The sequence below is a fragment of the Nisaea nitritireducens genome (assembly GCF_014904795.1).
GTDB classification, from domain to species: domain Bacteria; phylum Pseudomonadota; class Alphaproteobacteria; order Thalassobaculales; family Thalassobaculaceae; genus Nisaea; species Nisaea nitritireducens.
In genome coordinates this window covers 23,562-36,970 of the sequence record NZ_JACZFS010000045.1, presented here as the reverse complement: position 1 = coordinate 36,970, position 13,409 = coordinate 23,562, and the positions used below count along the sequence as shown (strand labels likewise).

Sequence of the window (13,409 nt, the reverse complement as noted above, 5' to 3'; positions counted from 1 at the left end):
TGTTTCCGGTGGTCAGAAGAGCTGGAACGTGCCGGTTTCCCGATACCGGGCGAAATGACCGAGCGCACTTTTATGGGCATGGATCATCTCCGGCAGATCGTCCAGCGGAAACCAGTCCAGCGCCAGGGTCTCGGTCCCGTCGATCGTAAGCTCCCCACTCCACTCACGGACCACGAAATCCACACCGAAACCCTGGATCGTATCGCCATTGGGATAGACCAGCGTGGCTTCCTCCGGTGAGGAAGCGTGGCCCCATGGCGTGGGATCGAGCACGTTCAGACCGGTTTCCTCCCGCACCTCCCGGACAAGCGTCTGCAGCACGCTCTCGCCAGGCTCGGAGAACCCGGCAGGCAATCCCCAGACATGGAAATCACCCCGGAGCTGCAGAAGCACACGATCCTGATCATCTAGAATGACGCAGCGCGCACCCGGCATCAGCACCATGCGGCTGCCGATCAGCTTCCGAAGCTGGCCGAGATAACTGTCGGCGAAATCATCGCCCATCTGGATCACCCATCACGATCGCTCCGGCGATCACTACATGACCGCCCCGACCTGCCAGGGGATAAACTCATGATCGCCAATGCCAAGTTTCTCGCTCTTGGTCTTCTCGCCGGAGGCGACGGCCAGCACCTGCTGGAAGATCTCCTCGCCCATTTGCTCGATCGTCATGCCCTCGTCCAGCACGGCCCCGCAATTGATGTCCATATCCTCGACCATGCGACGATACATCGGCGTATTTGTCGCCAGCTTCATCGAAGGCGCCGGTTTGCAGCCATAACAGGAGCCGCGCCCGGTGGTAAAGGCGACCACATTACTGCCGCTCGCCACCTGACCAGTGATCGAGCAGGGATCGAAGCCGGGGCTATCCATAAAGACAAAGCCCTTGGTGTCGATCCGCTCACCGTACTTGTAGACGCCAGTGAGGTTCGTGGTACCGCCCTTGGCCGTTGCGCCGAGCGATTTTTCGAGAATGGTGGTGAGACCGCCCGCCTTGTTACCGGGGGACGGATTGTTGTTCATCTCGCCGCCGTTGCGGGCGCAATAGGCTTCCCACCACTTGATGCGCTCGATCAGCTTCTCGCCCACTTCCTTGCTCACGGCCCGACGGGTCAGCAGATGTTCCGCCCCGTAAATCTCGGGCGTCTCGGCCAGCACGGCGGTGCCGCCATGGCGGACAAGCAGGTCCGCCGCATAACCGAGAGACGGGTTCGCGGTCATGCCTGAATACGCATCCGAGCCGCCGCATTGCAGGGCCAGTGTCAGCTCCGAAGCGGGGCATGTCTCGCGTCGGCTCTGGTTGGCCAGCGGCAGCATTTCCTCGATAAGGGCCAGGCCCTTTTCAATGGTCTTCCGGGTGCCGCCTGTCTCCTGCAGCGTCATGGTTCGCAGGCGCGGACCCCGCTCAAGCTGATGAGCTTCCAGCAGGAAGTCGATCTGGTTCACCTCGCAACCAAGGCCGACAAGAATGATCCCGGCAAAGTTCGGATGTCCGGCAAAGCCCCAGAGCGTGCGCTGCAGGTTCTCGTACCCCTCGCCCGTATCGGCCATGCCGCAGCCCGTTGCGTGACTGAGCGCCACAACACCATCAACATTCGGATATTTCTGCAGCAGCTCCGGCGTCACCGCCTCGGCAATATACTTCGCCGCTGAAGCCGAACAGTTCACGCTCGTCAGCACACCGATGTAGTTCCGCGTCCCGACCTTACCGTTCTTCCGCCGGAACCCCTGGAAGGTCGCGCGCTCCGCCTCCGGTATAAAATCCGTCTCGGTCCTGTCCATGCAAAAGGCGTAGTCGCGCTCGAAGTCCTGCATGGCGACATTATGAGTATGAACATGGGCGCCGGGCCGGATATCCTCGGTCGCGAAGCCGATGACCTGATTATATTTTTTCACTGGCTCGCCGACACCGATACGGCGCGTCGCAATCTTGTGTCCCTGCGGAATTGGCGCGAGCGTTGCCACCATCTCCTCCGGGATCTTGACGTTGGCGCCAATCTCGGACCGCGAGGTAACGACATTGTCCGCCGGGTTCAATCGGACCGTCAGTCTCTGCGCGTCCTGCGCTCCGCCTGCTTCAGCCACCACCAGCACTCCCTTTTATTTAATTGTGGTCATGATAGCCCACCACATGTGCCGCGCAAACGCTTGCCGCAGGGAAACTCGATGCCGTACTCATGAGCATCAAGAAAATAAAAATCGGGGGAAACATCATGTCTGGACGTTTGTCGGGGAAAACCGCTCTTGTGACAGCATCCGCGCAGGGTATCGGCCGGGCCACTGTCGAGGCCTTCAGCCGCGAAGGGGCGACAGTCATCGCGACCGATATCAACCGGGAAAAGCTCGCCGAACTTGATGGACTCGCCGGTGTCAGCACGCGCCTGCTCGACGTCCTCGACGGCGATGCGGTGAAAGCCGCGGCAGCGGAGATCGGCGCGGTGGATGCGCTGTTCAACTGCGCCGGCTTCGTGCATCACGGCTCAATCCTCGATACATCCGACGAGGATTGGGATTTCTCCTTCAATCTGAACGTCAAGGCGATGTTCCGCATGTGCAGGGCCTTCTTGCCCGCAATGCTCGAAGCAGGAGGTGGCTCGATCATCAACATGTCTTCGGTCAGCTCCAGCATGAAGGGGATTCCCCTGCGCTGCGTCTATGGATCAAGCAAGGCGGCGGTGATCGGCCTCACCAAGTCGATCTCCGCCGATTTCATGAAACAGGGCATCCGCTGCAACGCGGTCTGCCCCGGCACTGTTCAGTCTCCGTCCCTGGATGGACGGATCAACGCTTTCGACGATCCGGTGCAGGCCCGCAAGGACTTCATCGCCCGTCAGCCACTCGGCCGCCTTGGCACGGCGGAGGAAATTGCGGCGATGGTGCTTTACCTCGCCTCGGACGAAAGCGCCTACACAACCGGCCAAGCATTTGTAATCGATGGAGGCATCCTCAATTGACCGACCTGTCCGACTTCAAGGCCGCCGCGGAACGTATACGCGGCAAGGTCCGCCGCACACCGCTGCTGGACGCCGTCGCCCTGAAAAGCGATCCGGCGCCCGGCGCCCGGTTGCTGCTGAAGCTCGAAAACCTGCAACCGACCGGTTCCTTCAAGGTGCGCGGCGCCACGAATACCGTGATGTCTCTCTCGGATGAAGAGCGTGCCCGCGGGCTGATCACGGCCTCCGGCGGCAATCACGGCCTCGGTGTCGCTTTCGGCGCCCGCATGACCGGCTGCCCGGCGGTGATCTATCTCCCCTCGAGCACGCCGCCTTCGAAGGTGGAAAAGCTGAAATCCCTGGGAGCAGAAACCGTCATCGAAGGCGCCGTCTGGGACGATGCGAACAAGGCAGCCCTCGCCCACGCAGAAGCGGGTGGCCTGACCTACATCCACCCCTTCGCCGATCCGCGCGTCATCGCCGGACAGGGCACCATCGCGCTTGAAATGCTGGAAGACGCGCCGGAAATCGACACGCTTGTCGTTGCAATCGGCGGCGGCGGGCTGATCTCCGGTGTTTCGACTGCCGCCAAGCTGCTGAAACCGGGCATCAAGGTCATCGGTGTCGAGCCGACCGGGGCGCCGACCCATCATGCCGCGCGCGCGGCGGGCCATCTGGTGACGCTGGACAAGATCGAGACGGCAGCGGGAACCCTGGCGCCGCGCAGCTCCGCCGCACTTAATTTCGAGCTGATCTCGAAGAATGTGGACGAGCTGGTACTGGTCACTGACGCGGAAATGAAAGCTGCCGCCGAATGGCTGTGGGAAGAGACAGGCCTGTCCGCCGAACTCAGCGGTGCGGCGGCCCAGGCCGCGCTCATGACAGGCAAGATCTCCGCACCGGCTGGCAGCACCGTCGCCGTCATTGTCTGCGGCGCCGGCACGGACGGGCTACCCGCGGGCTAGCGGAGCCTCTATCGCCGACAAGGGCGCCTGTTCAGGCGCCCTTGCGGATGACAAAGGTGAAAGTGCCCTCCGCCTCAGCTTCGCTGACAAGCTCATGACCGCCGCTGTTACAGAAATGTTTGAAATCCAGCGGCGAGGCCGGGTCCGTCGACTGCACGGAGATCAATTGGCCCGCCTCAAGGCCCTTGATGGCCTTACGGGTTTTCAACACCGGCAGCGGGCATTTAAGGCCGCTTGCATCCAGGGTAAGTGCCGGTTCGCTCATAAGTCTCCGTCCCACAGGTGATCGCGTTTTCTGCATATTGGATCGCAGGATCCGTAATGCCAATCCCGGTAACGTCTCGGCCGTGTCCCGTCGGACGAGCATCGGCAATCTCGCGGATAATCTTGGCAAGCAGGACGTCTGCGAACGGCGTCTCTTCGTCCGCCACCATAGCGAAGGCACCGAGCCCGCCAATCACGTCCAGCCGGTAATGCATTTCCAGCGGAATGTTTCCCGGCCCCCGATGCCCACCGCCACGACTCTTTACAACCAAAGCATTGATGGTGATACCCGCATCCACCGCCCGATCCCGGGCCCAGTCAATCGGCCGGCCGCCAATCTGTGGGCCATCACCGGAAACATCGATGACCATCCGCACGCCCTCATAGGTATTCGTCAGAATCTTGTCCGTGGAATAGGCGATCGCCTCGCTGATCGAATTGTACCCCCAGGCGGCTCTTGGCGCGGAAAGCAGAGCCTCACCAAATGCGCGAGCATCTTTCGGTCCCGCAATCTCTCGCCAATCGACAATCGTGTGCTGGGACGCTTCATCACCCCATTCGATGTAGCTGACAACGATCTTGCCCCAGCGGCCAGATGTCACGGCCTCTAGAACACGCGAATCCAATAATGCATCGGCATAGCCCTGCCGTTGCAGGAGAAGTTCATCATCGTCAATCGAACCGGAACCGTCGGCGGCAAAAACCAACTCGAGATCTACCGGCTGGGCAATACCATAAGGCACATACGATACTACCCAGAGCAGCCCCAAAGCGATCGGCAGACAGCCGCGCATAAAACGGACATGAAGACTTAACTTATTTGAAAAAAACCGAAACTTACCTGTGGATAACTTTTTTGGCCGCTCGGGAGCGATAGAAGCTTTATATATGAGAGATCCCGCTCGCCCCATGGTTACTCGCCTCTTGACATTCAGACTTAAAAGTCAATTCAGGATATCGGTTTAAATTGGAAAAGATTAATATTATTCACAAGCCATACACAGTTTGGAATTTCGGCTGAAATAGCGGCGGGAAATACTCGCCTTGAAAACTCATTTCCAAGCCAACATCCGAAGCAAATATACTGATCCTTTCGCTTTTTCGAAACATCAAAGAGGTGAGGCTGAGAGTGATCCGAGTGTGGAGCTTCAAGGCACAAGATGCATCACGGTAAAATGACCGACAGGGACTGTCGCGCCACATCACTTTACACTGCATTTGTTCAAAAATTCGCGCCACCGCGGGGTATCACCTCTAGGCTTCGTCTTGCCGAACGAACAGGCATCCCGTCCATCGCCAAAAGATCAGCCTCCGCTTCGAGGCGGACGGGCTCCCTCACCCAATAGGGGAAATCTATCTGCAGAACCAAGAGATCACCGCCGTCAGTCGCCCGCTCAAGCTCACGTCTGTAGCGACTCTGATCGACATAGCTGGAGAAAGCACCGTCAATAGTCATCTGAATACGGTATTCGCCTCTCTCTGCAACACTCATCCGGCCAAAGCAAACCGGCCCCTTGAAGACTTTAAGATCAGCCGGGATGGGAACCGCATTACCGCATTCACCGCTCTCGGGGTCCCGGGGTGCAATAGAAAGACTGATTAAACCGGTTGCGTTCCCCTTGGAGCTTTGAGTTCTGCTATCTGTCCAAGAGGACCACTGAACAAAGCCCGCGAATGCGGCAAGAAACAGAACGAGAAACCCTGCCCCCACCAAGACGGGCACCGTTAAACGGCCGCGCGTTGATATTACTTTCTTCCATAAAGACGGAGTCTGCTGCGGCAAGAGACGCTCTGCCGCCTGCTGTCCGAGGCAGATCTCCAGCGCTTCCCGCGCGTCCTCAACCGGCAGAGACTTCCAGCCATCCTCATCCGCGACGGGGGGTGCTCCACGCGGGTACAGGAACATGCACGCGCCCCGATCCGGAGCACGGGCACGGGCCAGTTTTTCAGCGACATGCGAGACCGGGGTTACATTCAGATCCCGGTCCAGCCCTCCCGTCACCAGGATCGTTTGTTCCGCGGTGTCCCCCGGCTTCGCCAATACACCGGAAAGCTGGAAGGCATGAGCCAGGAACATTCCCAGCTGCCAGCTCTCTCCCGCCTCTATCGGTGCGGCAACATCGGTACGGTAAACTGGATGCCCCGTCATGCGCTCCACAACACCTGTCGGCTCGCGCACGAACGCATCGTAGGCTGGGCTGACCGGCAAGGCCGTGAATGCCCCTCCGACGCAGATGACGGAGCGGACCGCCGGGTTTTCACGCGCGATGTTCTGGACCTCTACCGGCCCGCGCGTTGTTGCGATCAGCACCCGGATCAGCGGCATCGTCGCCATCAGGCCAACAGAAACCGGCTATCCGGGTCGCGAAACAAGTGAAGGAAAGGATCATCGGACGGCAACATGAGCTGAACCACGCCATCGACGCTTTCAGGCAAAGCCCGCATCACGGGGTCACCCGCTTCGGGAATGCCAATCGCGAGACGCGGCATGTCACTTCCGTCATCCAGACGTTCCACGATGAAATACGCCAAACCGCCGGCGTCATACGCAGCTTCCAGACGCATCCGGAAAACATCCGTTTCACGTACAGTCAGGCCGCCATCACTCGCGGCAGCAACTGCAGGGAGATGCCCAAGGGCGAACCGACTGGCCAACGTCATGAGGGCAGCCCTGACGTCCGGACGGCGCGCTGCCATTTCCATGACGCGCCGCCCCGTAGCGCTTTCGGGGTCCGCAAGACATTGCACGAACGCCGCGAACGGAACCGGTTTTTCTTCCGCCTCCGCCGCCTCTGAAAGCCAGAGACGGAGATCCCGGTCTGCGGAACTGGCTACAAAAAGGGCTTTGGCAAACCCGTCATCGTCCCCGGGGAGCTTTGGTTCAGTCATGCCGTCTCCCGGTAAAGCGCCGCGAGTGCGGTATGGAAACGGCGGCAATCCTCTTCGAACACCTGCTCTGCGGGGATCAGGTTGAAATGACGTTCAAGTGCCGCAAGGAACGCCCGCAGCTCTTCCCCGCATACCCGCAACAACGGCTCACATGCCGTGGCGGCCTCCATGATCTCGGGCTCGCACACCCGTTCCTCTTCAAAACCCCGCCGGTTTACCTTGGCAAAAGCCAGACGGGACGCCTTGAAAAGACCGGCTTCCGGCATCGTCTCCGGATCACCTTCAACAGCGCCCTGCAGCAAACGACCGATCGCCCCGCCCGGGCGCAATGGCACCACGTTGTCAGCAAAGTCAGCTTCAGGCTCGTTGATCCGGTTTCGCAATGCCCGTGCGACCTCCGGGAACAGATCGAAACCAATTTCGAAAGCTTCGGGCCGCGCATTCCGGAACAGGGTAAACATCAGGGCGAGCCGGACCTTCCTGATCTGCACCGTCAACTCCTGGAAGTCGTCCGTTGCAGCCCCGTAATCCTCGACCGGCTTCTGATCGATCAAGACCTCAACCGCCCCATGAGGCTCTGTCGCCTTTCTTTTCCGGACAGCCTGAACGATCCGGGCCTGATGCGCGCCGAAACATTCCGCTCTCAATATGGTCAAAGGCAGGACGGCGGCCGCATCGCCCGCCTCCATCACCAGTTCCAGCCGCGCGCTCTCACGCTTGTTGATGGCCTTCAACCGGTCAGCCGGTGGCAGGGCCAATTCCGCAAGCACGGACCGCCTACCCTCGACCACCTCGAGGGCACCGCAAATCTCCTCCGGATCGACTTCGCCAGCATCCCTTGACGATCCAATCGGCGCGGCAGCATCGATGGCAAGCCGGTCGGCAGCCGTCTTCAGCGCCACCCTCAGATGCAGAAAGTTAATCGCAACCGTCCGGAACCCCTTGAAGTCGCCACCAGAACGACGGTCGGAACAGCATTCCTCCCAGAAGGCGAGCACCGTTCTGTCATCGATTGCATCGGCACTGACCCGCCGGTCCGTTCTGTCCGCGATGAAGCTGCACATCGCGTTAAACTTCCGCTCATATTGCTGCGACGGCAGGTGATCTTTCAGGAAGTCATAGAGCCGCCGGGACAATCCATTGGCAAAGGACTGCATGTCTTCCCGGTCTTTCGGACCAGACAGGAAAGCGGATATTTCATCATCCAGTTCGGCAAACCCGAGCGCGGTGACGCAAAAATCCAGCAGCGCCGCCAGAAAGGGCATGCGCCCATAGCTTACCCTGAACACCGGACCCGGATAGCTGATGATCAGTTCATCCGCTCCCGCCTCGATCTCCTTGGGCGCGGCACTCCGCCCCGCTGCCGCGAAAGCAGCGGCCCTGTAGGCACCAGACGTCGCCGCCCGGACACCCCAGAAGAAACCGACATACCCGTGACGGCCGGAAAGCCGGTCCGCGGCCGCGATCAGATAGGCGAGTTCGAGAAGGGGTTTGCCATAAGCCCTGGCGGCGATTGTCTGCACCAGGTTGCGGCGGGTCCGCGCGTCGTAGCGCCCGCCTTCGTCGCCAGAGGCATCGAGCACGGCAGCAAGCGTCGAAGCCAGCTCATTGCTGATCTCGGTCCTGAGACCAGATGCGCTGCCACCGAAATCCAAAATTGGCACCGAACCTACCCAATATGGTGAATATGTTTGTATTTATTCGTTTTTTACGTGTTTATATTTGTCGATTTTTCCATTACCGGCAATATCTTATCCATCACAGAACAGACCGGATCAGGGCTTTGGGAAGATGACAGTCAGATGGGTGGTGTCTCCATGATCGACGATCCGGGCTCCGGGTAATCCCGCGCCCTCGACGATCTTTCCCAAACGCTCACGGAACTCAGCCCCGGATGCCGGGCTGCTGTAGCTGAAGCCAATGCCGCCCCCCGCTTCCGGCAGGTTGATGACAACAGGCGCCAACGGCCCGTCTCCCTCGACCGTAAGGATATCGGCAACCGTGAAGACCGCTTCCAGAGCCAATCCGTCGAAAGCGATCTCGAACTCAACGGCTTCGCCCTGCCTTGAGACCTCCGGCGCAAGCCCCGCCGCGGCGATCGTATAGGGAAGAATGTGAAGCGCACCCAAATGCCCCCGCGCGACCGCCGCTAACTGTCGGAAAAAAACATCCGCGGAGATAGGTCTCGTTTCTGTAAGCACGGCGGGGAGGCTCTCAGCCAGCAGAACGAACATCGCCTCCCGGTCCTGCCGCAGCCCGGACCGCGCGGCGACAAAAAGCCCGGGCGTGCCGCCAATCCGGATGAGCTTCTCCTCACCCGCCGGGATCTGAAGCACGGGCCCTGCCCCATCCACCGTCAGCCTGCCGTTAAAGTAGATAGGCTGGACCAATCCGTCCGCCGTCCGGGCATAAAAAGCGGCACTTCGCGTGCGCGGAGACGCGGCAACATGGACACGCGGGACGGCCCCGCCACGAAGTTCCGCCACATCCAGCCGGACCTCTTGCTCTGACGCACCAGCAACCGGCGGCACCATAAGGAAGAGTGAGACAATCACGGTCGCGAGCAGGAGCACGCGCATCGGATCAGCTCTTGCGTGCCGCGACGGCCTCGGCGAGGACACAGAGGATCTCGAACATGATCGTGGCACCTGTCAGGGCGGTAATGCCGCTCGGATCGAAAGGCGGCGAGACCTCAACCACATCCCCGCCAATCAGGTTCGCTCCGCTCATCCCGCGCACGAGCAATTGCGCCTCGAGCGCGGTGAAACCGCCGATCTCCGGCGTGCCGGTGCCGGGCGCGTAAGCCGGATCGATGCCGTCGATATCGAAAGTGAAATAGGTTGGCCCGTCGCCGATCACCCGGCGCGCCTCGGCAATGACCGCATCCAGCCCCATCTCGTAGGCTTCATGTATCTGGATCACGCGCATGCCGTGCTCGTAACTGAAGGCCCACTGGTCCCGTGAATTGATACCGCCCCTTATGCCGATCTGCACGCAGCGTTTCGGGTCGAGCAGCCCTTCCTCAACCGCGCGGGAGAATGGCGAGCCGTGGTGAAAGCGGGAACCGAGATAATCGTCCCCGGTATCGCAATGAGCGTCGATCTGGATCAGGCCGACGGGTCGCTCCCGGGCCAGAACCCGCAGGATCGGAAGCGAAATGGAATGATCCCCGCCTACGCTGAGCGGGACAGCACCGGTAACCGCCAGATCCTTGTAGTAACGCTCGATCTCTTCATGGGCGCTTTCAAGCTGGAAAGGCCGCTCGACCACCGCATCACCAACGTCGCCAATGCTGCACAACTCGTAAGGACAGACCCCGGTCGCCTGATTGATCGTGCGCATCAGACTGCTTTGATTGCGCACCTCGCGCGGTCCGTGCCGGGCGCCAGGCCGGTTGGTCACGCCGCCATCGTAGGGCACGCCGACCAGGGCGATATCGAGGCCCGCCGCACTCTCCCGGTAGGGCGTGCGCATGAATGTCGGAATGCCTGTGTAACGCGGCAATCCCATAGCCTTGATTTCCTGATCCGACATCGTCATCGCCTGTGTCCCCCGGTCCCGGTGCTTTCGTTCCAGTTTGCGATTGGGCCAGCGCGGATTGCAAGTCTGGACCCTCCCAACAGAAGGGCGCTACTGTCCGTCTCCTGCCGAGATATCAAGAGACCGAGATGACACAGTATTTTCCTGCCTCAAGCGAGTCTTGGGAGCGCATCGACCCGCGTGACGCCGGCTTCGACGCCTCCGGTCTGAAAGCCGCCAGCGACTTCGCCATCAAGAACGAATCCACGATGGACCGCGATATTCGTCGCGCCCTCGACAACGATCTGTTCGGAGAGCCGGAAGGCCTGCGCGACGTCATCGGCATCACCCGGCCACGCGCCGACCCGCATGGCATAATCCTGAAGGGCGGCCGCATCGTCCATGAATGGGGCGACACCACGCGCCCGGACATCACCTTCAGCATCGCCAAGAGCTACCTCTCGATCTGCGCCGGTCTGGCGCTGGATGACGGCCTGATCCCCAGCTTCGACAGTCCGGTCGCCGAGTTGGTTGACGATGGCGGTTTCGACGACCCACAGAACAAACCGATCACCTGGGCGCAACTGCTGCAGCAGACCAGCGAGTGGCAGGGCACACTGTGGAGCAAGCCCGACTGGATCGATCACAACCGCGATCTCGACGCCCAGGCAGGAGAAGGCACGCTCAAGGGCAAGACCCGCGACATGCAGACCCCCGGCACTTTCTGGGAATATAACGATGTTCGGGTAAACCGGCTGGCCCTCGCCCTGCTCCGGGTCTGGAAGCGGCCGCTTCCGGAAGTCATCAAAGAGCGCATCATGGACCCGATCGGCGCATCCTCCGACTGGGAATGGCACGGTTACGAGAATTCCTGGGTCGATATAGACGGCAAGAAAATCCAATCGGTCTCCGGCGGCTCGCACTGGGGCGGCGGCATGTTCATCAGCTCTCGCGATCAGGCCCGGACCGGGCTGCTCATGGCCCGTGGCGGCGCCTGGAATGGCAAGCAGCTGATCTCCGATAATTATATCGGCCAGGCCACAACTCCGTGCCCGATCAATGCGGATTACGGCTATCTCTGGTGGCTCAACGTTGAGGGTGGCTCCGCGCCTTCCGCACCGCGCACCAGCTATTTCGCCAAGGGCAAAGGCTCGAACGTCATCTGGATCGATCCGGAACTCGACATGGTCGCCGTGGTCCGCTGGATCGAACGCGATGCGTTTGATGGATTCTGTGCCGCCGTGATGGATGCCGTCCGGGAGACGTAAGAATTTATTAATCCAAACAGAGGATTGTTGCGCATTCGGTTGGACATCCAACTGAACCGACGGAATTCCAAAACAGCGAATGCCGAGGTTGAAGGAATGCGCATCAATTCTCTGCGTTACGCGGTCCTGTTCACGGGATTGGCAGCGATAGTGCTGCTGTATGACACCGCGGTCAGTGCGCAATCCAACACCGCCCCGACGGCACCAGTCCAGCCATCATCCCCCACACAAGCCGTCACTGATTCTGCGACGGCTGACAGTTCCAGATCTCCGTTTCTGAGTGCGACCCTGATTTGGTGCGGGGCGCTCTTTTTCCTGCTGCAAGGCGCCCTGATCACCCTCTTGGTATTCGGTTATTTGCGCCGCCGCCGATTGAGCAAGGCGCTCAAGGCAAGCGAAAAGCGTTTTCAGGACTTCGCTTCCATCTCGCCCGACTGGTTCTGGGAAGTCGATACTGAGCACAAACTGACTTACTTGTCGGACAGATACGAGAACGTCACCGGACAACCAGTCGCCGCCCAGCCCGGCGATTCATATCTGCGGTTCGAAGCACTGAGCTGGAACAGAGACCGGGCTGACGTGTGGGAAGCGCATCGCGAAACGCTCAAAGCCCGCGAGTCGTTCCGCGATTTCGAATATGCAGCCCTTGGGGCCAATGGTGAGCCATGCTTCCGGCGTATCAGCGGCACGCCGATCTTCGAAGAAGATGTGTTCAAAGGCTATCGCGGGACCGGCACGGATATCACCGAGGAGCGGGACCGTCAGGCGCAGTTACTGAAAACGATATACGAAGCGGATCACGCGAACCGGGCGAAGAGCGCATTCCTCGCGAATATGAGCCACGAGTTGCGGACCCCTTTGAACGCAATCATCGGATTTTCCGAGATTCTGACCGATCAGCTCTTCGGGAAAATGCAGAACGACCGGTATCTTGAATATGCGAAAGACATCAACGATACCGGCCAGCACCTGCTGACAGTTCTGAACGACCTGCTCGATATTTCCCGTATCGAGGCCGGCTTCTTGACGCTGGATGAAAACGTGATCGATGTGCAGCGGATGATGCGGTCATGCGCGCGTATGCTGAACGAAAAGATCTCAGCGGCGCAACTCACCCTCAGCCTGGATATTCCGGAGGATTTTCCGGCATTTCTCGGCGACGAAACACGCCTCCGCCAGGTCGTGATCAACTTGCTGACGAACGCCGTGAAATTCACCCCTTCGGGCGGAAAGATCTCAGTCAGTGTCAATACTGTCGATGACGGGGGCCTTGAGATCACCGTTGAAGATACCGGCGTCGGAATATCCGCGAAGGATCTTGAACGTGTCATGGAGCCTTTCCAGCAAGCAGAACAGGATCTCTCCCGGCGCTACGGCGGCGTCGGTCTTGGCCTGTCTCTTGCCCGGAACCTGACCGAACTGCATGACGGAACGATCAAGCTCGAGAGCGAGCCAGGTGTCGGAACTCTGGTACGTGTGCATCTGCCGGCTGATCGCGTACGCGCCTATCCGGTTCAGGACCTTGAGAAAGCTCCAGGCCCGATCGAGACGCTCGCCTGCTAAAGGCGCCT

At 60.0% G+C, this 13,409-nt stretch carries 13 protein-coding genes; 4 read left to right on the top strand and 9 right to left on the bottom strand.

Going from position 1 to position 13,409, the window contains the following annotated elements:
• Nucleotides 1-12: 12 nt before the first annotated feature.
• Nucleotides 13-504, bottom strand: a complete 492-nt coding sequence (locus tag IG629_RS15130; RefSeq protein ID WP_193172778.1) for an NUDIX hydrolase — start codon at nt 502-504, stop codon at nt 13-15.
• Nucleotides 505-537: 33 nt separating this feature from the next.
• Nucleotides 538-2,085, bottom strand: coding sequence for a UxaA family hydrolase (locus IG629_RS15125; RefSeq protein ID WP_319025100.1), 1,548 nt, complete (start codon nt 2,083-2,085; stop codon nt 538-540).
• 128 nt (nt 2,086-2,213) lie between these two features.
• Here IG629_RS15125 and IG629_RS15120 point away from each other — a divergent pair, with 128 nt between their 5' ends.
• Nucleotides 2,214-2,954 carry an SDR family oxidoreductase gene (locus IG629_RS15120; protein ID WP_193172777.1) on the top strand — a complete coding sequence of 247 codons (741 nt, stop codon included), beginning with the start codon at nt 2,214-2,216 and terminating at the stop codon, nt 2,952-2,954.
• Nucleotides 2,951-3,898: a threonine ammonia-lyase gene (locus tag IG629_RS15115; RefSeq protein ID WP_193172776.1), complete on the top strand. Its 948-nt coding sequence runs from the start codon at nt 2,951-2,953 to the stop codon at nt 3,896-3,898. The genes IG629_RS15120 and IG629_RS15115 overlap by 4 nt, the downstream gene beginning before the upstream one ends.
• Before the next feature lie 31 nt (nt 3,899-3,929).
• Here IG629_RS15115 and IG629_RS15110 read toward each other — a convergent pair whose 3' ends face one another.
• The 7 genes from IG629_RS15110 to speB all read right to left on the bottom strand — a co-directional run bounded on the left by IG629_RS15110 (nt 3,930) and on the right by speB (nt 10,591).
• A complete protein-coding gene (locus tag IG629_RS15110) occupies nt 3,930-4,163 on the bottom strand; it encodes a sulfurtransferase TusA family protein (RefSeq protein WP_193172775.1) in 234 nt (77 codons plus the stop codon).
• Nucleotides 4,123-5,073 (bottom strand): DUF1194 domain-containing protein, encoded by a 951-nt coding sequence (locus tag IG629_RS15105; protein WP_226886761.1) that lies wholly within the window; start codon nt 5,071-5,073, stop codon nt 4,123-4,125. Before IG629_RS15105 ends, IG629_RS15110 begins: the two co-directional genes overlap by 41 nt.
• A gap of 311 nt (nt 5,074-5,384) precedes the next feature.
• Nucleotides 5,385-6,497: a hypothetical protein gene (locus IG629_RS15100; RefSeq protein WP_193172774.1), complete on the bottom strand. Its 1,113-nt coding sequence runs from the start codon at nt 6,495-6,497 to the stop codon at nt 5,385-5,387.
• Nucleotides 6,497-7,051 (bottom strand): hypothetical protein, encoded by a 555-nt coding sequence (locus IG629_RS15095; protein WP_193172773.1) that lies wholly within the window; start codon nt 7,049-7,051, stop codon nt 6,497-6,499. The genes IG629_RS15100 and IG629_RS15095 overlap by 1 nt, the downstream gene beginning before the upstream one ends.
• Nucleotides 7,048-8,715 carry a hypothetical protein gene (locus tag IG629_RS15090; protein WP_193172772.1) on the bottom strand — a complete coding sequence of 556 codons (1,668 nt, stop codon included), beginning with the start codon at nt 8,713-8,715 and terminating at the stop codon, nt 7,048-7,050. Before IG629_RS15090 ends, IG629_RS15095 begins: the two co-directional genes overlap by 4 nt.
• A 111-nt stretch (nt 8,716-8,826) precedes the next feature.
• Entirely contained in the window at nt 8,827-9,630 is an 804-nt protein-coding gene (locus IG629_RS15085; protein ID WP_193172771.1) for a hypothetical protein, read from the bottom strand.
• 4 nt (nt 9,631-9,634) lie between these two features.
• Entirely contained in the window at nt 9,635-10,591 is a 957-nt protein-coding gene (speB, locus tag IG629_RS15080) for an agmatinase (RefSeq protein WP_028467189.1), read from the bottom strand.
• Nucleotides 10,592-10,719: 128 nt separating this feature from the next.
• On the opposite strand from speB, the gene IG629_RS15075 reads away from it, so the two are divergent.
• Entirely contained in the window at nt 10,720-11,838 is a 1,119-nt protein-coding gene (locus tag IG629_RS15075; protein WP_193172770.1) for a serine hydrolase domain-containing protein, read from the top strand.
• A 96-nt stretch (nt 11,839-11,934) separates the two neighbouring features.
• Nucleotides 11,935-13,401, top strand: a complete 1,467-nt coding sequence (locus IG629_RS15070) for a PAS domain-containing sensor histidine kinase (protein WP_193172769.1) — start codon at nt 11,935-11,937, stop codon at nt 13,399-13,401.
• The last annotated feature ends 8 nt before the right edge of the window (nt 13,402-13,409 follow it).